The following is a 19377-nucleotide window of genomic DNA, read 5'->3' as shown; positions in this document are numbered from 1 at the left end:
CCCAAAGGATGCCGAAGCCCTTGCAGGAGCGGAACGGGTAGTCCAAAGCACTGGGCTCCGGATGCGGTTTGTGGTGCCAACAGTGCACTCAAGAACACTCGCTTTGACCAATGCTTTTGAGTGCACAGTTCCCGCCGACGCTGGCCGGCGGGAACGCTCCTCAAAACGTAAAGCCGAAGGTCAGAGTGAACTCGGTACCCGGCTCCTTCCAGAACACCTCTTGTCCCTCCTGCTGGTACCGGGTTTCTTCACCCAGGATGTTTTTCGCTTTGAATTTCACCGCCATCTGGTCCAAAGGATAAAGGGTGTAAGTGAAATCCAGTGAATGGAATGGTTGCTCCAGCACATCATTCAGCCCAGCACTGCCCGCGTAAGCGATGCGGTCACCAAATACGTTGTAGACCAGAGTGGCGGCGTGCAGGTTATCGGGAGAGTCAAAGCTCAACTGCAGGTTCGCCACCCACTTGGAATGGCCGGTCATCCGACGACGGGTGTGGGTCGGATTGATGTTGCCCGACGGTGCGATATTGATCTCAGAGTCGCTCAGGGTCAGGTTGCCGGCGATAAAGAACCCGTCCCAAATCGCAGAGCTTTCATCGATAAAGCCCAGTTCCTGATGAAACTCGGTTTCCAGGCCATAGATCTCACCGCTTTCGGCGTTCTGGAACGTCAGCAGGGTGTCCTGTTCGGTCACCACCTGAACCGATTCGATGGGGGCCTCCAGATCCTTGTAGAAGGCGCCGACGCTAAGGTTGGAGCCGCTCTCCAGATACCATTCCCAGCGCACGTCGAAGTTCTGAATGTCGGAGCTGGTCAGGGCCGCATTGCCAATCATATCGAAGCCGGTGATCGGATCCTTGAATCGAACCGGTGCCACTTCCCTCAGGTCAGGGCGCACCAGAGTTTTGGAGTAGGCCAGGCGTAACTGCATCTCGTCATTCATGATCCAGGTGCCGGACAGCGAGGGGTACCAGCCATCTTCGGCAGTGGTGTAGTCGAGAATATCGTTGCGGCCCCCCTCATCTGAGATTTCACCCTCTGGGGTCAGCGGCAGCATCACCTGACGGAAATCCTCGTAACGAACACCCCCATTGAGGCGGAAGGCATCAGCCCAGTTCAGATCAAACTCAGCAAAACCGGCGTCAATCATCTGTGCGGCGACGTAGTCGTCCGTTTCTGAAGTGGTGTCCAACAGAGCAAAGCCGTTGTCGGGGTTGGTGATGTTGGCGTCGGAGAATACCTGGCTGAAATCACCCGCCAGGTTATCGCGCTGATAGCGGGAGGCGTCAAAGGCTAAACGGGTAGAGTAGGAGGTTCGCGCCCGTTCAAAATACTCGTATCCGCCTTTCACCTTCAATTCGGCATCGCCAATGAACAGAGGGAGCATCAGGTCGACGCCGTAGTTCTCGGTGTCGTCTTTCAGATCGCTGTAGCGATAAACCGCCGCATCAGACCGTTTGGCCATGGTGCGTTCGGTGACATTGCCGCTGCCATCCTCAAGTACCGAATAGGAGTAATCCAATTCGTTGGGGGCCTGACGCCGGGCACGCGCATCGGTGTACTGCCAGTTGGCCTCGATGTCCCCAAGGTAGGGGAAGAAGTGCTGACCACTGATCTGATTGCTGATCAGGGTACGCTCCTCGTACTCCACCGAATACACCTCCAGAGCGCGATCCTCGTTGATGGTGTCCAGCGTTTCTTCCAGCGTAATACGGACATCGTCCGAGGTGTCATTCAGGTAGGTGGTCCGGGTGCTGATGGTGTGATCGTCGGTCCACTCCAGCCCCATGTTCCACATGCCTGACCACTGTACGATCTGCTCGCTGCCGCGAACCTCTGAACTGGAACTCAGGTCACCCTGAGCGTTGGCCAGTTCCGCTTCTCGCTGGGTGTAGTTGTCGGTCTGGTTTTTGTAGTAAGTGCCGCCGACAAAACCAAAGCGCCAGTCGCCGCTGTCGTCCAGATCCAGGTTATGACCAAAGCTCAGGCTGCCTCGGAAGCCTGGATTGGCACTCTTCTCCTGGAAAGTCATATTGCGGTTCATCTCCAGGGCCAGGCCCTGATTGATTGCCACCGCCTCCTCGGCATTCTGAACCACCCGAAATATGTCGGTCACCGACACGCCGCCATAGTTGGCAAAGGCGTCTGTAATGGTTTGGGGCAGCGCTCGGGTGCCGTCATCCCGGCCCAGCCAGTCGTCATCGCCTCCGGGGTAGGTCAGACGGTCATCGCTGTTGTTGGTGTTGTACTGGCCTCCGACGGAGACCTTGAAAAAGAAGTCATTAGGGATCGCTTTGGTGCGGATATCCACATGACCACCGCCAAAGGTGGCCGGGCTTGAGGGCGAGGCGGCCTTCTGTACCGACAGGGACTGAATGATGGCGGCGGGGAACAGATCCATCGGGATCACTGAGCGGGTGGGATCCGGAGAGGGCACCTGGGCGCCATTCAACGAAGTGGATGAGTAGCGCTCACCCAGACCGCGCACGTAGATGAACTGACCGTTACGCAGGGTCAGGCCGGTTACACGTCGCAGGGCCGCAGCGGCGTCGCTGTCTCCGGTGCGGGCGATCTGGTCTGCGCCCATCAGGTCCGAAACATAGGGAGTCTCTCTACGTTCTTCAACCACTTCTGAAGCGGCACGCTGCAGGCGGCCAACCACGGAGATCACTTCGACTTGCTGACTCTCTGTCTCGGTATCGGCATCAGCCGCGATGGCGGGAAAGCTCAGTACACTGACGAGAGACAGCGCTTTGGCGACCGCCAATCCGGTCGGACTGGTTTGAAAATGGGGTTGGGATTTCATGCTTAGACGTTCCTGAGTCCTTGGATAAGCGGGCTGCGCTTTGGCAACCCGATGGACGATACGGCGGGAAACACCGGGGCGATGTGCCGCCCCGGTGTTCAGGAGCCTTTACTGCTGGTAGCTCCAGCCCTGAGTCCAGTCGTTCTGACCGTCAAAGGCGCCCTTGTAGTCGGTGGCATCGAAGAAGCTGTCGACGCTGCTCATGTCCTTACCTGTGCCCAGGGCAATGGAGGACGCGGTGGGCATGCCGTTGTTCAGCTCCACAGCGCCGATGACATTGCCTTCCTGCCCATTGAACCAGGCGGTGGTGTCGAAGCTGTCTTCGTTTTTCACCGGCTCAACGCAGTCGATGATGGAGTGGGTCATGGTCAGAGTGCCGTCCTGAGCATTGGCAAGGGTGGAGGCGTCATCAATCTCCAGGCATTCGCCGGTATTGGCGCCGCCCTGGATAACGAAGTTGGCCAGTTGAGCGCGGGTCGCTACGCGCAGCACCATACCTTCCGCGTCATCACCGCCGTTGTTTCCACCCGCTGGCAGAATGGTGACGTTGGAGAGAGTCGGATTGGAGAACGGCGTGCCCAGCGGATCAGATTTGGAACTGTCCGCTTCGATACCGCGGTTGGCGGCGTTGTCCTGCTGGGTAATGAACACGTACTGGGCTTTGCCCGTCCAGCCGTTGGTCCAATCCAGAGAGTCATCGAAGTTGTCCGTCAGGTAGACGTACTTCAGGCTTACGCTGCCCCCCCAGAACTCGACACCATCGTCGTCGTTCATGTGCACCTGAATGTGGTCTACCTGAGTGCCGGATCCTACGCCGCCGAAGCTGATGCCGTTCAGTTCCTGTGTGTCATTGATCTTGAAGCCCGCGTAGCGAACCTGGACATAGCTCAACTGGCCACTGCTGTCGGCATCGTTGTTGCCGCCGAACAGGTGGTTGCCCACTTCGAAGGCCACGTCACAGTCATCGAGGCTGGCGCAGGTGTTGACCGGTGCGTTGCCGAGCAGGACCAGGCCGCCCCACTGGCCGCGGTCAGTGGCCAGACCCAGTACATCCTCCGAGGAAGTGAATACGATGGGATGCGCCTCGCTGCCTTGAGCCATGATTTTGGAACCACGGCTGATCACCAGATAGCTGTTGCTGGTCCCGTAAACTTCAACACCGGCCTGAATCGCCAGTGTGGCGCTCTGAGTCTTATCACCACCAATCACCACGGCGCCGCCGTCCAGCTTGTATTTGACGTTGGTGCCTGCTAGCAGAGTCACATTGGAGGTTACGTTGCCGCTCAGGGTGCAGACCAGATCAGTACCCTCGATCAATGCGGCGTCTGCGGCATCGTTGGATGTGCCCGCCGGGCAGGAGGTGAGGGGAGTCAGCACAACTGGCGTGTCACCCTCGTCGTGAATGGCGGTGGTCCAGCCTAGAGTCCAGTCGTCGTTGCCATCAAAGGCCCCGATGTAGTCTGCATCGTCAAGGCGGCTGTCGATGTTGGCCAGGCCGGTCTTTCCGCCGGTCAGGGCCGGAGAAACCGCAGAGGGCTGGTAGCCTTCCAGTGCGGCAGCGCCAACGAGGTTGCCCTCCTGGCCTTGGAACCAGGCGGCGACATCCATCAGGGCATTGCCGCCATCATCCTTCGGATTTTTGAACGGCTCGACGCAGTCGATCAGGCTGTGGGTCATGGTCAGTTCGGCGGCATCGGCGTTGGCGATGGTGCTGGCGTCGTTGATCTCCAGACACTCACCGGTTTCCAGGCTGCCCTTGACCAGTGTGTTGAAAACGCTGGCGCCGGTGCCGACCCGGAACAGGATCCCTTCCGCATCATCACCACCGCCGTTGGTGCCCCCACCCAGTTGCAGGGTCAGGTTGGCAAGCGTGGGCTTGGACATCGGCTCATCGGTACCGGACTTGGAACTGTCAGCCTCAATGCCCCGGTTGGCACTGTTGTCTTCGGTGCGGATGTAGACATGCTGGGCTGCACCACGCCAGCCGTTGGTCCAATCGAGAGAGTCGTCGAAGTTGCCGGTCAGCACAACGTGCTTCACCGTGGCGTTGCCACCCCAGAACTCGATGCCGTCATCGTCGTTCATGTGCACCTGCAGGTAATCCACCTGGGTGCCGGAGCCGACACCGGCAAAGGAGACGCCGTTCAGCTCCTGCGTGTCGTTGATCTTGAAGCCACCGAACTCAACGCGAACATACTTTAGCGAGCCAGAGCTGTCGGCCTCGTTATTGCCGCCGTAGTTGTGGTTGCCGACCTCGAATGCCACGTCACAGTTGGCAAGATCAGCACAGGAGTTCACCGGGGCGTTGCCCAGCAGTACCAGCCCCCCCCACTGACCGCGGTCGGTGGTCAGGCCCAGACCGGACTCCACAGAAGTAAAAACGATCGGGTTTGCCGCAGTCCCTTCAGCCATAATTTGAGAGCCGCGGCTGATCACCAGATAGGCGTCGGAATTTCCAAGGATCTTGGTGCCCGGAGCGATGGTCAGTACGGTCTGATTGGTGTTGTCTCCCCCCACAACCACGGCGCCGGAAAGCTCCCAGACCACATCGGCTCCCAGGTTGATGCTCTCACCAATCAGGTTGCCAGACAGCGTCCAAACCTCTTTGCCGTCCACCGTTGCCATTTGGGTGCTGCGGGCCGCAAAGGCGCCATAGGCCTTTTCAGTGGGCGAGGTCGGATCGGGATTGGTCGGAGTGGTGGGCGTCGTTTCACTACCAGTATTGATATTGATATCGCCACCACAGCCTGCGAGCAGCAGGGCAGACGTAAGGGCACTCAGAGTAAAGAGATTTTTCAGTTTCATTGAAGGTCTCCGCAACCAACTTGCGTGTTGTTGTGATGAAGTTGGCGAAGCAAGCTAGTTGCGGAATGTTTCACTAAAGTTAAGGTTATGTTGGCGTTTGTTTCGTGCGCCTCCAGTGCCACGATTCATGGGCTTTTGCGCCCGGGTTGAAATATAAAATTCAATTAAGTGTCACGGAAAATGCACCTAACGGTCGGGATTTCACCGGCAAAAGTCCCGCTTTAAGGTAAATGGGTCGAAGTCGGGGGTAACCGCGTTGAATGGGATCCTTTCGGTGGCCGTACTGGCGACAGTGGTGGCGTTGTGCCGCCCTCTGGACAGCGCTGTTCGCTATCCCCTGTTGTTGATACTGGGCACTGTGGCCGGACAGAGCGTCTCCCTGATGGGGTGGGAGAGTGGCTGGGATGCTCAGGGGTTAACTCAGGTGATTCTCTACCTCTTCCTGCCCATTCTGGTCTGGGAGATGGCTGCGCGACTGCCGCTGCGGCGGCTGGCCCGTTATCGACTGAATATTTTATTGCAGTCACTGTTGACCCTCTCCCTGATGCTGGCCGGGACCACTTATGCCTTGTTCAAGGGGCTCGATCATCCTGGATTCCCCCTGCTGTCCGCACTCCTCGCGGCCACTTTGCTGGCCACCGTTGACCCGGCATTCGGTGAGCCCTGGGTAAAACAATACCCCCGGGTCAATGCCTGGCTGGAAGGGGAAGCTGCGGTAGTGGAACCTCTCACTCTGGCATTGCTGCTGACGTTGGTCAGTGTGGGAGAGTTGGGCTCGGTGTCCCTGCCGGTTCTGGTATTGACGCTGGTGAAGTTGTTGGCGATGGCGCTGCTGGTGGGATGGGTGGGGGCACAGGTTTGGCGCCTGAGTGGGGGAGCGCAGTGGGGTGTCTTGGGAACCGGGCTATGGCTTTGGTGGCTCTTTTTGCTGAGCGAGTTAGTGCTGGGGATTCCGGGGTTGGTGGTGGTATTAACGGCCGTATTCTGGGTTCGTAGCCGATGGCAGCACACGCTGCCCTGTCGCCGATTAAGCCCATTCTTGGGTGACGCATTGGTGGTGATACTGGGCTTTTCCCTGACCGCCGCCATGTTCACGGAACGCTACTGGGCTATGGGGCTGGGCATTGCCAGTGCCGCGCTTATCCGACTTGGGTCGCTGTTGCCCTGGCTGTTGTGGCCAGGGCTTCCCATCAAACCCGGAGAGCGCAGCATCTGGCTGTTGGCGCCCAGTCGCGGCCCCATCACTCTGGCTTTAGTGCTGGCCCTGCCCACTCATCTGCCAGCGTGGTGGACCGTGCAGTCCCTAGCGTACGGTGTGATCCTGTTCGATGTTCTGGTCCAGGGCACTCTGCTCGCCTTGAGGAGCCGGCGTTAGCGGAACATCGACCGACATGCTGGGCAGCGTCGGCGGCTGCTGACGAAAGTGGCGGTACAGCACGGCGATGATTGCCGAGGCAAACAGAGCCAATGGCAGCAATACGGCGGCGCGGGCAATCAGGGCGCTGTGTTCCTGATAGAAGGGGGTGTTCACCACAAAGGCGCCAAACAGGCCGAGACATCCGGCCCAACAGAACGCACTGATGGCATTCACCAGAGCAAAACGCCGACGTGACAAACGTGCGGCTCCCATCAGCATCGGTACCAGTACCCGCACGAAGGGCAGGAATCGGGCGGCAAACAGCGCCAGGATACCGCGACGGCGAAACAGCTCTGCCGCTCGCTCCAGGGTGCCATTGGGCAGAAGTCGCTCAATGTTGAAACGGGAGGGGCGCTGCTCCAGCCATCGTCCCTGCTCATATGCCAGGTATCCACCCACTGCCGCGGCCATTGGAATCACCACAATACTGACGCTGGGATCCACGATGCCCAGCCCAACCAGTGCACCACCAAAAATAACGATGCTGTCCCCAGGGAGGGGCAGGAATACGAAGGCCGATTCGATCATCAGGATCAGAAAAAGGCAGAGTACCAGTAGCCAAATGTGGGGATATTGCTGCAAGAATCCCACATCCTGATACCAAATGGCGTGAATTACATCGATCATTCTGCGTGTACGGTGGTTTGGGCGCCGTCATAGCGCGCTTGGGGGGCTCTCAGCATAGCCAGCAGGAGTAAAATCGAACACGAATAATCGCCATTTATGACGGGTTGGTCACGCTCCGTTGCTGCCCTGATCTCCGGGCTGATTAACATCTGCTCTAAAAGGCAAGATATTTGCCTGTTGACTCAGGTAGACGTCCGGCTCGTTCATCACCAGAGCGAGGCAGTACAACTTGTCCTGCATCATCGCCATCACCTGCACCAAACCGTGGTAGGGGTTGCTGGATCGTTGCAGAGTTCGGTCCACGTGGGACTGAAGGGCGTGCAGCTGCGCTTGTCGGGCGGGTGGGGCGGACTGGATGGTCTCGTCGATAAGGCGTTGGCGCAGGCGGGCAAGGGCATCCGGGTCGTGTTGGGCCAGTTGTTGCAGCGTGTCGAAATCCGGCAGTGAAGTCATGCTCCCCTCCGTATCGTTGGGTAGCCGCAACGTCCAATGTCGGGAAGGTCGGTCCATGCCGCGTCGGTTAGGCGCGTCCGTTAAAGATGGATGGCCTGCTGGTGTTTCGCAAGGTAACTGAGGGGGTTAGGGAGGAGGAGGCGCTTAAGCACTGAGGGGATAACCAGGCCAGAAAAACTCTGGCCCGGTATTGTGGCGCTGAGATCTGGGTTTCACCCAGTGGGTCAGCTCTTTTTGCCCTGAATAAAGTAGTTGATGCGCTCTCTGGGGCTCAGATACTCGTACGCCGATTTTGATAAGGCGTCCGGCGGCACGCACCGAGTCACTTTAAGCCCCTCATCACCCAGGCTCAGTACGGCCGCTTCCTGCACGGGGATGGCAGGATCGTAGAGCATGACGTTGGGACTCAGCAGATTTTGCTCATTAATGGACATGACGATGCCGTACTGGCCGTTGTCCAGTTGCACAATGGAGCCCGGTGGGTAGACCCCCATCATCTTGATGAACTGCTGCAGGTACAAGCGGTTGAGTTGTTCCTGGCGATGTTTGTACATCCAGCCCAGCGCGATATTGGGAGTGCGCCGCTTGCGAGGGTCCGGATGGTGAACCAGGTTGTCGTATTCGTTGACCACCGTCACCAGTTGGGCCAGCGGATCGATGTGCTCACCCTTCATTCCTTCCGGATAGCCGGTACCATCGAGAAACTCGTGGTGCTGGCGGATGATCGCCACCGCCTGCCAGGGCAGCCCGTTGTCACCGTCAATCAACTGGGTTGCCAGGTTCGGGTGGGACTTGTATGCGGAAAGCTCCGCCTGCGTCTTGGGCAGACGGCTGGCCAGCCCACCGGGCAGCCGAAGTTTGCCAAAGTCATGGAACAGGGCACCAAGCCCAACGATCTCCATCTCCATTTCGGTCAGGCCGAGACGTTTGGCCAACATCAGGGCGAGTACCGTGACGTTGAGCCCGTGATGGTGGATCGCGTCCTTGTGCTCCCCTTCACTCATCAGGTGAAGCTCCAGGCCGTCGGAGGTCATCAACTCCTCCATGATGCCCTGAACCATCTCTGTCGCGGCCCGAACGCCCTCTTCGGGGCGGGCGCGTACCTTGCTGCTGAGCGAACGGGTTCTGGCCAGGTTATCCCGGTATTTCTGGCTGGTGGTTTTCAAGCCGCGACGATAGGCCTTAAGCCGTTCGATGCGGGCTTTTTTGGCTTCCGCCAGCGCGTTCTGTGCCTGCGCGATGGCGTCCTCGTTCGCGGTTGGCTGCGAAGAGGCGTCTGCCTCGCTGACATCGGAGCGCTCGGGGTCGATGTAGACAAACTCCAGTTTCAGACGCTTCAGCAGGGCGATCTGCTGAGGTTCCTTGATCTGAAAACTGTTGAACATAAAGGGGTGGTCCCGCCAAGGAATTGGCAATCGAACATAGTGCCCGACCCGGACTTTATCGAGAGTGAGTTTGGTGTTTGTTGAGCTCATAACTGACGGCAACTTTGATGTTGCCGACAGTTTATATGAACAGAAATCTAAAGGGTACAGGGTGTTACGGTTTGGCCAGCAGTTCCGCTAACAATTCATCGCGGCTCCAGGTCCGGTGGGCGACCCGTTCACCATCGCTGCGGGTAAGCTGGAACTGGGGATCTTCAGCAAAACGACGTGCCTGTGCCAGATCCATCCGGGGCGTCTGCAGGATGTAGCGCTCATTGCCGTCCGCTTCAAAACGAATGACCTGAACGGCCGAACGGACAAACTCATGATCCTCTGCAGTGGCTTCATACAGAGCATCAAAGCGTACCGTGATGATTTGCGAACCGGGACCAATGCCAAGGCTTTCATTAAATGCGTTGACGGGTTCACCGTTCAGGGTCAGAACCCGCACATTTTCACCGAGCTCCAGTTCGCCTGCGAATACCGAGGTGGCGCTGAGTAGCAGTGTGCCGAGCAGAGTCAATCGGTTCATGGTAAAGCCTCCTGTGGTGTCTGCCAGAGTAGAGACCGTGCAGGAGGCGTTTACCGTTCATACCTTGGTGGAATAACCATCTAACGGAAAGAGCAGATTGATGCGGGCGCCCTGCAGAGGCGACTCATCAATGGTCAGTTCACCGCCATAGGCGATGGCCAACTCATGGCAGACCGCCAATCCAATCCCCTGGCCGGGGTGACGCTCATCGGCACGTTCGCCTCTTCGCAGCACCCGCTGTCGTTCGGCGGGGTCGATGCCCGGGCCATCATCTTCGACCTGCAGCAGACAGTGGCCCGCCGGAGTTCGGCTGACAGAAACCCGGACAGTATTGAGCGCGAAGCGGTAGGCGTTGTCCATCAGGTTGCCCATCAGTTCCATCAGGTCCTCTTTGGAACCGGGGAAGGGGCATTCAGGGTCGAGATCCAGTTGGCAGGTCACTGCCTTGTCCCGGTACACCTTATTCAGCATGGCGGAGAGTTGGCGAAGCACCGGCTCGAAGGGGGTGTTGGACTGGCTCAGACCCTGGCGACCCATGGTGGCTTTACGCAGCTGGTACTGCACCAGCAGGTCCATCTGGCCCAACTGCTCATAGAGCTCCTGACGTTTGTCCGCCGGGTCCCCCGACTCGTCAAGAATCGCCTGACTGGCTGCCAGTCGGGTTTTGAGGCTGTGAGCCAGGTCCTTCATGGCGTTCTGATAGGTCTCTTTGCGCCGTTCTGACTGGGTCAGCATCTCGTTCAGCGCCATGGTGATCTCATGCAGTTCGTTGGCCTGAGGGGTATCCAGGCGCGTACGCGATCCCTTGATGATCTCATGCAGTTGCTGGCCGAGGTGTTTCAACGGTTTCATGCCCCAGAGGGCAGCACTGATCAACAGCAGCAAAATAATGGGCAGGGTGATGGCCACCTTAATCGCCAGACGGCGGTCCAGGGTTTTCAGCTCCGCGGCCGCTTCGGCACCATCCCGCGCGATGATCACTTCGTAGTGACCTTTGTCCGTATCAAAGGCGAGGGAGTAGAGGTAGTAGGGGCGGCCGTTGCTGAGGGTTATCGGGTGGGTGGGCAACGAGTCCGGATCCATCGGTGCCGCATCGCACAGCCCGACCAGGCCCTGGCTTCGGGCACCACGGGAGACGAAGATGCTGCCGAGGGTGTCGTGGCACACCGCGAACAGGTTGGCGCCGGGTTTGAACTGCTCGTCACTGGCCAGCGTGCCTGAACCAATCTGCACCCCATCCTCCCGCAACTCCTCACCGATGTAGGCCAGCTGAGAGGGAATGGTTCGGGCGGTACGGCCATAAAGGTCGTTTTCGTTGAGATAGCGCTCAGCACCGGCCAGCGTCAGAATCGCCAGCGTCAGCACGATCATCGAGGTGCCGATGACCCGTCGAAATATGGTGGGACGCTGGCAAAGCTGGCGAAAACGCATGGTCATTGGCAGGCCTGGTTAAAGCGATAGCCCTGACCGCGAATGGTAACAATCGGGTTGTCCATGCCACCACTGATCAACTTCTTACGCAGACGGGAGATCATCACCTCAACCGTATTGGGGTCGCCCTCCCGATCCTCGTACAGCACGTCCAGCAAACGCTGTTTGGAGATCACCTGCTGATGATGACGCATCAGGTACTCAAGGATCTGATACTCAAACGCGGTCAACTCCAGCAGTTCGCCCGCCAGGGTGACGCTTTTGCCGGTCAGGTCCATCTTCAGGTTGCCACAGCTGATCTCAGGCTTGATAAAACCGGCGCTGCGGCGCACCAGGGCGTTCAGACGGGCCATCAACTCCTCCATGCGGAAGGGCTTAACCAGATAGTCGTCTGCACCGGCATTGAGGCCTTCAACCTTGTCCTGCCAACTGTCGCGGGCAGTCAGGATCAGGATCGGGAAGGCTTTGTCCTGCTCTCTCAGGCGCTGGATCAGGGACAAGCCGCTTTCATCTGGCAGGCCCAGATCGATCACCGCAATGTCCAGCGGATAGTTGTTGGCCAGGTACTCCCCTTCGGAAGCGGTCTGACTGGCCTGGACCTGGTTTCCCATCTCAGTCAGGCGAACCTTGAGGTGGTGGCAGAGGAGCGGATCATCTTCAATAACGAGAATTTGCATACCGGGTGTCCGAAAAGGCTTTAAAACCGTTACAGCATACGCTTCACGGCTGTATCTTTGCTGAACTTGCAGAGCAGAGTGTCGCCACTGTAGCAAAATCGTGAGCTGGCATTCTCATTTCCTGTTAACAGAAATGGCAAAAAACGGTCATTGAAGTAGAATACCGTTCCCCTTTTTCACCAAGGATGACGTCATGATTCGTGCTTTGTTGGTTGCAGTCGTGCTGTTGCTGTCGGTGCAGGCCGGCGCCGAGACACTGTACTTTACCGCAATCCCGGATCAGGATGAGCGGAAGTTGCGAACCCGCTTCGAACAGGTGGCCGAATACCTGTCCGACACGCTGGAGGTCGAGGTGCGCTATCTGCCGGTGAAATCCTACTCCGCCGCCGTAACCGCGTTTCGCAACAATCAGGTCCAGTTGGCTTGGTTCGGCGGTCTTTCCGGCTTGCAGGCACGGCGTATGGTGCCAGGCTCTCAGGCGATCGCTCAGGGCTACGAAGACCAGTTTTTCCGCACCTATTTCGTCGTGAACACCAAAACCGGCCTGGCGCATCAGCGGGAACTGAAGCGGGAAGACCTGATGGGTCTGAGCTTTACCTACGGCGCGAAGGGGTCCACCTCCGGTCGGTTGATGCCCCAGTACTACATCGAAAAGTACCTGGGTAAGGACTCTGAAATCTTCAGCCGCGTTGGCTTTTCCGGGGATCACAGCCGCACCCTGGCCCAGGTTCAGGCCGGGGTTTACGACGCTGGAGCCGTGAACTACAAGGTGTGGCAGCAGGCGATTCGTGACGGCCAGGTGGACCCGGCCAAGATCAAAGTGATGTGGGAAACACCGCCGTATCCCGATTACCACTGGACGGTGCGTGGGGATCTGGATCGCCGCTTCGGTGAGGGGTTCAGTGCCAGAGTCAAAGCGGCGCTGCTGGCCATGAGCGATCCGGACCTGCTCGCCGCGTTTCCTCGTCAGGGGTTTGTTGAAGCCAGCAATGAAGACTATCAGCCAATCGCCGAAGTGGCGGAGGCGATCGGACTGCTGCGTTGATGACGCCCTTTCGGCTGGACAATGCCACTTTGACACAGGGGGAGGTGCCGGTTCTGGAAGGGGTGAACCTGACCATCGGCACCGACGAGAAAGTGGCACTGCTTGGCCGTTCAGGGGTTGGAAAAACCACCTTACTCTCCCACCTATACCAGCAGGCCCCTGAGCATATTGCCCTTTGCCCCCAGGCGCAGGGGCTGGTAGAGCCCCTCTCGGTGTTTCACAACATCTATATGGGGCAGCTGGAACGTCACAACAGTTTCTACAATCTGCTTAACCTGCTTTGGCCCTTGCCGGGCCCTCGCCGCGACATTGCCGCGCTGTGCGACTCCCTGGGCATCGCCGACAAGTTGATGACACCGGTGGCCAATCTGTCCGGAGGCCAGCGTCAGCGCACCGCACTGGGCCGGGCCTTGTGCCGCAACAAGCCGGTATTTATCGGAGATGAGCCGGTGTCCGCCCTGGATGCTGTGCAGGGCAGGGCGCTGATGGAGATAGCACTGTCCCGCCATCAGGGCGCCATTGTGGCGCTGCACGATGTGTCGCTGGCGCGGGCCTGCTTTGACCGGGTGATAGGTCTGTCTGAGGGGCGCATCCTGTGGGACCGGCCAGCGGTGGCCGTTATTCAGTCCGATCTGGACGCCCTCTATCTATGATGACCCGGTCGTTAAGGCGACTGACCGGAGGCGTTGCTCTGGTCGGTTTGCTCTGCGTGTTTCTCGGCGACCTGACGTTAACCCGCACCGAGCCTCTGAACGAGCTGTCGCGACTCGGACAAGGGCTGCTTGTTCCTGACTTCTTTGCCACTGAGCATCTGGCCGAAGCGCTGTTCGCCACGTTGGCCTTTGCACTGCTAGGCACCGGAGGTGGGGTGGCGCTGGGGGCCATCATTGCCCTGTTTTACCATCGCTGGTGGGTCCGTGGGATCTGTGCCTGGATTCGGGCGATTCATGAGCTGTTCTGGGCTCTGATCTTTATGCAGTTGTTCGGATTGTCGGGACTGACGGGGGTGCTGGCGTTGACGCTGCCGTTCGGTGCCATGTTTGCCCGGGTCTACTCAGAAATCCTCGACCAATCACCGGTCGAGGTGGAGCGAGCCCTGCCGCCACAGACCCGCTGGCTCGACAGGGTGCTGTATGCACGGTTGGCGCCCATGTGGCCAGCACTGAAGAGCTACACCCGATACCGTTTTGAGTGCGCATTGCGTTCCTCAACCGTACTGGGATTCATCGGGCTGCCGACACTGGGGTTTTATCTTGAAACGGCGTATCGGCAGGGGTACTACGCCGAGGGGGGCGCGCTGCTTTGGCTATTCCTGCTGTTGATTGGCACCCTGCGATGGTGGGCCCGACCTGCTTTGCTGATCCCTCTTGGCGCTGCTGCACTGTACTGGCTTCCTGACGCTTTATGGCCCGACCCAAGCTGGCTATGGCACTTTCTGGGGCAGGCGATCTGGCCCGTGCCGCTGCTGGAGGGGGATCTCTCGGGTCTATTGAGCTGGGGGCAGGCGTTGATGCCGCAGCTTTGGCAGGGGTTGCGAGGCACCTTGCTGGTGTCGGGCCTCGCGCTGGCGCTGAGTTTTCTGTTTGCCCTGCTGTTCTGGCCTTGGGCCAGTCGTGCCCTGGTCGGGCGCTGGCGTTATCTGGGCCAGGCCGGCTTGCTGTTGGGCCGATCCGTACCGGAGTTGCTGCTCGCCTTTGTACTGGTTCTGGTGCTGGGTCCCAGCATGTTGCCCGCCGCGTTGGCGTTGGCACTGCATAATGGTGCGCTGGTGGCGTTTCTGACAGCGCGGGAAGCGGACCGGCTGCCCTTGAGGCCGGACGCCAGTCGTGGTGCCAATCGCCACCATTACGAACTGCTACCCAGGGTCTACCCGGGGATGACCAGTTTGCTGATGTACCGGTTTGAGTCGATGGTGCGGGAAACCGCCATGATGGGCATGCTCGGTATTGCGACCCTTGGCTTTTTCGTCGACAGCGCGTTTGAACTGTTTCGGTATGACGAGGCGCTGGCGCTGATTCTGGTTGCGGGCGCGCTCAATCTCCTGGTGGAGATAATCAGCCGACACACGATGCAATGGCGTTGACGGGATGGACAGCCGCATCCCATCGTAGTGCCATCCAACACCGCTGAGCAGTGCCTCGAGCAGTGCGGCATAGCAGGCTTGTTGCCTTTCCGCACTGACATTCAGCCGCGCGTCGTTCTCCAGCATGGGGGCTAACGGCGCCACATTGCGCAACACCAATGCCCCACGGTTGTCCAGGCTGAACTCCAGCGCCAGCATCTCGAGCCCAAGTGACTGCTGCAGTCGGTGGATTGCACCCGCATCCACGCCGGGTAAAGAAACCGGTAGCATGAACTGGGGGTGAAAGAGGGTGAGTTGCTCTCCGGTGGCCACACCGAGGATCAACTGCTGATTGCTCTCCGACTTGCAACCCAATCCTTTGCACGCCACTGGCTGCTTCAGTTGCCGCCAGGGCACCTGTTGCCACTGCAGACGACTGTGGATGGTTATCGGACGTTGATCCAGGGCACTGAGATCCCGGAGTAAAAAGGGCAAACCAAGGTCAAGGCTCAGCGCGTTGAAATCGCTCTCCTGATGGCAGCGTTGGAGAGGCGCACACTGCATACCCAACTCCTGGGCGGTGGCCAGTGCGGTGGCGTGGCGAGTGTGGCTTAATTCCGAGACCGGATTGAGCACCGGCAGCCCCTTTTCCCGGTAATGCTGCTCCAGCGCCAGTAACCCCGAGGTGGGTGGCGCGGTGAGGTCCTGGCCTGAGAGTGGCAACCAGGGAAAGAGCGCCCGACCGCCGGGCCACCAGTGCGCGCACAGGCCATCGCTGCAACTGAAGCGCAGATGCTGGAATACCACGGGATGATAGCGGTTCAGCCACTCGAAATAGCCCAGAACCCAACGCTCAGGCTCGTGAACCACGATATGGATATGAGGGCGCGCCAAAAGAAACTGCAGATTTCGGAGGCGAAAACGCCACCAGCGTTGCGCTTTTCTGCGTAACGCCCAAAGTAAAACGGAACGGCTCATGGTTGACTGGCTTTCCTTAGCATTGAGGGACTCCGACGCGCAGGGTGGCGTTGCCACAAAATGGGCGGGAATCACTCACTTATCCTTCTCTGTTCTCTAAAGCGTAGCCAAGCCTGAATTAAAGGGTGAGATTACCCTTTGCACAAAACACTGTTTATTTATCCAGGGCCCTTTGTTACTCTGGGCGCGGATTGAGCCAATGACAATGAGGATGCGGACATGGCGGTGATCGTCAAGTACGTGGTGGAGCGGGACGGAGAGGAGCGGATGACCTTTTCAACCAAAGCCGAAGCGGACGCCTACGACAAGATGCTGGATCTGGCTGAAACACTGGAGCCGATTCTGGCCCAGTCAGCGCTGGTGGAAGAGGAAAAGCTCGAAGAACTGGCGCTGTACCTGGCAGAGCGGAAGGCTGAGTTGATGACGTTGCTGAAAGGCGGGAAAGCGGCCAAACCGGTTGCAAAAGCCTCGGCGAAAACCAGCAAAGCCGCTTGATAGAGGCACGAAAAAAGACCGGTAACTGCCGGTCTTTTTTGATCTAGCTCTTCGGTCTAGCGTCTCGCCACAAGGGATGAATCGCCCAGGCGGCGCTCAGGGTAAACAGCATCACGCCACCCATGATGGCGGCCAGCCTGAGCCAGGGAGCGCCAACGGACTGCCGTTGGTTAATGAACTCAAGCGTGCTGGGAAACCAGACCGCAACAACACCAATCACAAGCCCGGCTTGCAGCAGTTGAATGGCCCATCGCTTTCGGACAAACAGCAGCACCGGAGCCAAAGCCAGCACCGCCATAGGGAGCTGAGCGCCAAAACGCATAAAATGGGCAGCCAACAGCAGGTAGGCCAGAACCAGTAACGGGATCCGCCAGAACATCGCACTCTCCTTCTTTTAATGCCAAAACCGTAACGCATTGTTTTGACAAGCACACTGCCTCAAAAGGGGTAGTTTGCCGAATGGAGTGTGACCCGCTTGGCAATTTGAAAAAGAGACCCCCAACTCGCCGCTCGACGGGTTGGGGGTAGGGCTGGGATCAAGCGTCTTTGGGGTTCTTGCGGCGGCTGGAGGGCGTGACTTTAGGGCTGCTGGCTTGCACCAGTTCCCCGGTCAACTCGGTGACAGTCTGGCCGTATTGGGTCAGTGCCTCGAAGCTGGTCTTCAGATAGCTCTCCACCCCTTCCCGGAACTGATTGGTCAGTTCCACCTGCTTTTCCAGCAACTGTGTCGGCGTGGCGCACTGGGCCAATGCCTGGCTGTTTTCCAGGCTGCTTTGCACCATCTGATTAACAAAATCGTTGTTTCGCATTGCAGCATCGCTGGCGAATTGGGTGCTCAATTCACGCACCTTGCTGTTGGCCTCAATGTTGCGCTGCAGCTGCTCATCAAACTGGGTCTTAACGTCAGTAAACATGGATAGAGCTCCCATAAAGTGCTTTGAATAACGATTGTGCACTGCACAATTCCTGTTCAATTTAGGCAGCCATTGATGAAAGATCAAGCAAAATTGTGCAGCGCACAAAAAATTCATATTGTATCCTGTGGCTTCTGGTCCTTTCCATGCCGGGACCAACTCCCTACACTGAGCCAAAGCCCGCACAGGACGTCGCCATGAAGTTAATCAAACGCTATCCCAACCGCCGCCTCTACGACACGGAGTTGAAGCGCTACATCACGCTGGCGGATGTGCGGGACTACATCAAGAGCTACCAGAGCTTCGAAGTGGTGGACTCCAAGAGCGGCGCGCCATTGACCCGTCAGGTGTTGCTGCAGGTTTTGGCAGAGATGGAGAGTGAAGGACACGCCTCTGTGCTGACCGATAAGTTCCTGGAAGAGATCATCCGCCTTTATGACAGTCAGATGAGCGGTATGGCGGGACAGTGGCTGGAGCAGGCCATGGTCAGTTTGCTGGGGCAGCAACAACAGTGGCAGCAGGAGCTAAAACGGATGCAGGAGTTTAATCCAACGCAACTGTTTGGGGCGTTTTTTAACCCGATGGGCGACCGTGATAAAAAATCCTGAACCGGGGATCTGCGCTCTCTGTCTATAGCTCTTCGCCACACTTTTTATCTCACCAGATTCATCTTTGGGATACCTGAATTCACTTGGGTTAAATAATCGCCAAACGACTGGTCTGGAGTGTTTTCTTCTTAATCACGCGCCTATAATCCGCCGGTTTTTTTTCATAGGACGTTTGAGATGAAGAAGCTCGTTCTGAGCGCAGTGGCTGTTGCCCTGACCACCTCCTCCCTGACTGGCTGCATGGGCCAGATGGGCGTATCCGCCGCCGTAACCAAAGCTAACCTGTCTGTTGTGGACAACCGCTACGGCCGCGCTGGTCTGTTTATGTTGATGAGCCCGGTATACGGCATCGCCAGCATGGCTGACCTGTTTATCTTCAACAGCATCGAGTTCTGGACCGGCACCAACCCGATCACCGGCCGCTCTCCGGCGGTTGTTGATATGCCGGTAGAAGCGATCTTCAAGGTGAACCAGCACCTGGACAGCAGCCTGACCGAAAACCCCAAGCTGGATCAGAAGCTCCAGGGCAAGGTTGAGCGTATCCAGATGGAGTACCTGGATCAGGACAGCACCCGCATGAACCTGTTCTTTGAAGACGGTACCGAGCGCCAGCTGCTGGGCCAGCGTCAGGGCGACCGCGTTGAGTTCAGCCTGGACGGCGAAGCCATCGCCACCGTATCCGTTGCTGAACTGGAAGCTTATGTAGACACTCGTCAGAGCTGATCGCGTTAAGCATCAAAAAAAGCCGGGGCTTGCCCCGGCTTTTTTGTGCCTACCGTTTGCTGGCCCATAGCCGACATCAATGCGTTCATCATACTGTCAGATGAGTCAGGGATGCTCTTCAGCGCGCCTGCTCAATTGCGCTTTACTTAATGCAGCAATGTCCAAGCGACAAGGAGCCTTTATGACCTTTACTGATCTTGATATCGCTGTAACCCTGACGCCGCTGATGGAATCGGACAGCGATGAGGCCAATGCGATGGGAGGGGATCCGGATGCCTGTATCAGCCTCTCACTGAAATCGGTGATCGAGTGTGCCGATAACTGGCCGGGTCTGATCCAGCTACCCCATCGCCTGAGTGCATAAGTCCGGCTTTTACGGA

18 protein-coding genes are annotated in these 19377 nt (G+C 58.1%); 8 read left to right on the top strand and 10 right to left on the bottom strand.

Going from position 1 to position 19377, the window contains the following annotated elements; all coding sequences use genetic code 11:
- Positions 1 to 160: 160 nt before the first annotated feature.
- On the bottom strand, positions 161 to 2806 hold the full coding sequence (locus KUV52_RS14575) for a TonB-dependent receptor domain-containing protein (protein ID WP_222526648.1): 2646 nt from the start codon (positions 2804 to 2806) through the stop codon (positions 161 to 163).
- Between the two features lie 108 nt (positions 2807 to 2914).
- Positions 2915 to 5611 (bottom strand): hypothetical protein, encoded by a 2697-nt coding sequence (locus KUV52_RS14570; RefSeq protein WP_222526647.1) that lies wholly within the window; start codon positions 5609 to 5611, stop codon positions 2915 to 2917.
- A 274-nt stretch (positions 5612 to 5885) separates the two neighbouring features.
- Between KUV52_RS14570 and KUV52_RS14565 the strand changes: the two genes are divergently transcribed.
- Entirely contained in the window at positions 5886 to 6986 is a 1101-nt protein-coding gene (locus KUV52_RS14565; protein WP_222526646.1) for a cation:proton antiporter, read from the top strand.
- On the opposite strand, the gene KUV52_RS14560 is transcribed toward KUV52_RS14565, so the two are convergent.
- From KUV52_RS14560 to KUV52_RS14535, 6 genes are all read right to left on the bottom strand, one after another.
- A complete protein-coding gene (locus tag KUV52_RS14560) occupies positions 6915 to 7556 on the bottom strand; it encodes a DedA family protein (RefSeq protein WP_222526645.1) in 642 nt (213 codons plus the stop codon). The two genes, KUV52_RS14565 and KUV52_RS14560, sit on opposite strands and share 72 nt — an antisense overlap.
- A 207-nt stretch (positions 7557 to 7763) precedes the next feature.
- Positions 7764 to 8108, bottom strand: a complete 345-nt coding sequence (locus KUV52_RS14555) for a DUF3135 domain-containing protein (RefSeq protein ID WP_222526644.1) — start codon at positions 8106 to 8108, stop codon at positions 7764 to 7766.
- A 224-nt stretch (positions 8109 to 8332) separates the two neighbouring features.
- Complete coding sequence (locus KUV52_RS14550) at positions 8333 to 9583, bottom strand: HD-GYP domain-containing protein (RefSeq protein WP_222526643.1); 1251 nt, start codon at positions 9581 to 9583, stop codon at positions 8333 to 8335.
- A 64-nt stretch (positions 9584 to 9647) separates the two neighbouring features.
- A complete protein-coding gene (locus tag KUV52_RS14545) occupies positions 9648 to 10064 on the bottom strand; it encodes a DUF2057 family protein (protein WP_222526642.1) in 417 nt (138 codons plus the stop codon).
- A 57-nt stretch (positions 10065 to 10121) separates the two neighbouring features.
- Positions 10122 to 11501, bottom strand: a complete 1380-nt coding sequence (locus KUV52_RS14540) for an ATP-binding protein (protein ID WP_222526641.1) — start codon at positions 11499 to 11501, stop codon at positions 10122 to 10124.
- The gene (locus KUV52_RS14535; RefSeq protein ID WP_222526640.1) at positions 11498 to 12172 is read right to left on the bottom strand and encodes a response regulator; all 675 of its coding nucleotides are present in this window, start codon (positions 12170 to 12172) and stop codon (positions 11498 to 11500) included. The genes KUV52_RS14540 and KUV52_RS14535 overlap by 4 nt, the downstream gene beginning before the upstream one ends.
- 193 nt (positions 12173 to 12365) lie before the next feature.
- Between KUV52_RS14535 and KUV52_RS14530 the strand changes: the two genes are divergently transcribed.
- The 4 genes from KUV52_RS14530 to KUV52_RS14515 all read left to right on the top strand — a co-directional run bounded on the left by KUV52_RS14530 (position 12366) and on the right by KUV52_RS14515 (position 16752).
- Positions 12366 to 13217 carry a putative selenate ABC transporter substrate-binding protein gene (locus KUV52_RS14530; RefSeq protein ID WP_222526639.1) on the top strand — a complete coding sequence of 284 codons (852 nt, stop codon included), beginning with the start codon at positions 12366 to 12368 and terminating at the stop codon, positions 13215 to 13217.
- Complete coding sequence (locus tag KUV52_RS14525) at positions 13217 to 13870, top strand: ATP-binding cassette domain-containing protein (RefSeq protein WP_222526638.1); 654 nt, start codon at positions 13217 to 13219, stop codon at positions 13868 to 13870. Before KUV52_RS14530 ends, KUV52_RS14525 begins: the two co-directional genes overlap by 1 nt.
- Positions 13867 to 15300 (top strand): ABC transporter permease subunit, encoded by a 1434-nt coding sequence (locus tag KUV52_RS14520; RefSeq protein ID WP_222526637.1) that lies wholly within the window; start codon positions 13867 to 13869, stop codon positions 15298 to 15300. Before KUV52_RS14525 ends, KUV52_RS14520 begins: the two co-directional genes overlap by 4 nt.
- Before the next feature lie 1176 nt (positions 15301 to 16476).
- Positions 16477 to 16752, top strand: coding sequence for a YebG family protein (locus KUV52_RS14515; RefSeq protein ID WP_222526636.1), 276 nt, complete (start codon positions 16477 to 16479; stop codon positions 16750 to 16752).
- 43 nt (positions 16753 to 16795) lie between these two features.
- On the opposite strand, the gene KUV52_RS14510 is transcribed toward KUV52_RS14515, so the two are convergent.
- On the bottom strand, positions 16796 to 17131 hold the full coding sequence (locus KUV52_RS14510; RefSeq protein WP_222526635.1) for a hypothetical protein: 336 nt from the start codon (positions 17129 to 17131) through the stop codon (positions 16796 to 16798).
- A 157-nt stretch (positions 17132 to 17288) separates the two neighbouring features.
- A complete protein-coding gene (locus tag KUV52_RS14505; RefSeq protein WP_222526634.1) occupies positions 17289 to 17666 on the bottom strand; it encodes a phasin family protein in 378 nt (125 codons plus the stop codon).
- 197 nt (positions 17667 to 17863) lie between these two features.
- On the opposite strand from KUV52_RS14505, the gene phaR reads away from it, so the two are divergent.
- The 3 genes from phaR to KUV52_RS14490 all read left to right on the top strand — a co-directional run bounded on the left by phaR (position 17864) and on the right by KUV52_RS14490 (position 19361).
- Positions 17864 to 18274: a polyhydroxyalkanoate synthesis repressor PhaR gene (phaR, locus tag KUV52_RS14500; RefSeq protein ID WP_222526633.1), complete on the top strand. Its 411-nt coding sequence runs from the start codon at positions 17864 to 17866 to the stop codon at positions 18272 to 18274.
- 177 nt (positions 18275 to 18451) lie between these two features.
- A complete protein-coding gene (locus KUV52_RS14495; protein ID WP_222526632.1) occupies positions 18452 to 18997 on the top strand; it encodes a DUF3332 domain-containing protein in 546 nt (181 codons plus the stop codon).
- Between the two features lie 181 nt (positions 18998 to 19178).
- Positions 19179 to 19361, top strand: coding sequence for a hypothetical protein (locus KUV52_RS14490; protein WP_222526631.1), 183 nt, complete (start codon positions 19179 to 19181; stop codon positions 19359 to 19361).
- Positions 19362 to 19377 lie beyond the last annotated feature (16 nt).

It is taken from the genome of Ferrimonas balearica, assembly GCF_019802055.1.
Taxonomy (GTDB): domain Bacteria; phylum Pseudomonadota; class Gammaproteobacteria; order Enterobacterales; family Shewanellaceae; genus Ferrimonas; species Ferrimonas balearica_A.
This window is presented reverse-complemented; position numbering and strand designations above follow the sequence as displayed.

Bases quoted from the DNA above. Each gene is read 5' to 3' on its own strand.
- KUV52_RS14495 (WP_222526632.1), top strand. From the start codon at position 18,452: ATGAAGAAGCTCGTTCTGAGCGCAGTGGCTGTTGCCCTGACCACCTCC.
- KUV52_RS14520 (WP_222526637.1), top strand. From the start codon at position 13,867: ATGATGACCCGGTCGTTAAGGCGACTGACCGGAGGCGTTGCTCTGGTC.
- KUV52_RS14515 (WP_222526636.1), top strand. From the start codon at position 16,477: ATGGCGGTGATCGTCAAGTACGTGGTGGAGCGGGACGGAGAGGAGCGG.
- KUV52_RS14525 (WP_222526638.1), top strand. From the start codon at position 13,217: ATGACGCCCTTTCGGCTGGACAATGCCACTTTGACACAGGGGGAGGTG.
- KUV52_RS14570 (WP_222526647.1), bottom strand. From the start codon at position 5,611: ATGAAACTGAAAAATCTCTTTACTCTGAGTGCCCTTACGTCTGCCCTG.
- KUV52_RS14510 (WP_222526635.1), bottom strand. From the start codon at position 17,131: ATGTTCTGGCGGATCCCGTTACTGGTTCTGGCCTACCTGCTGTTGGCT.
- KUV52_RS14555 (WP_222526644.1), bottom strand. From the start codon at position 8,108: ATGACTTCACTGCCGGATTTCGACACGCTGCAACAACTGGCCCAACAC.
- KUV52_RS14560 (WP_222526645.1), bottom strand. From the start codon at position 7,556: ATGATCGAATCGGCCTTCGTATTCCTGCCCCTCCCTGGGGACAGCATC.
- KUV52_RS14550 (WP_222526643.1), bottom strand. From the start codon at position 9,583: ATGAGCTCAACAAACACCAAACTCACTCTCGATAAAGTCCGGGTCGGG.
- KUV52_RS14540 (WP_222526641.1), bottom strand. From the start codon at position 11,501: ATGACCATGCGTTTTCGCCAGCTTTGCCAGCGTCCCACCATATTTCGA.
- KUV52_RS14535 (WP_222526640.1), bottom strand. From the start codon at position 12,172: ATGCAAATTCTCGTTATTGAAGATGATCCGCTCCTCTGCCACCACCTC.
- KUV52_RS14545 (WP_222526642.1), bottom strand. From the start codon at position 10,064: ATGAACCGATTGACTCTGCTCGGCACACTGCTACTCAGCGCCACCTCG.
- KUV52_RS14530 (WP_222526639.1), top strand. From the start codon at position 12,366: ATGATTCGTGCTTTGTTGGTTGCAGTCGTGCTGTTGCTGTCGGTGCAG.
- phaR (WP_222526633.1), top strand. From the start codon at position 17,864: ATGAAGTTAATCAAACGCTATCCCAACCGCCGCCTCTACGACACGGAG.
- KUV52_RS14505 (WP_222526634.1), bottom strand. From the start codon at position 17,666: ATGTTTACTGACGTTAAGACCCAGTTTGATGAGCAGCTGCAGCGCAAC.
- KUV52_RS14575 (WP_222526648.1), bottom strand. From the start codon at position 2,806: ATGAAATCCCAACCCCATTTTCAAACCAGTCCGACCGGATTGGCGGTC.
- KUV52_RS14490 (WP_222526631.1), top strand. From the start codon at position 19,179: ATGACCTTTACTGATCTTGATATCGCTGTAACCCTGACGCCGCTGATG.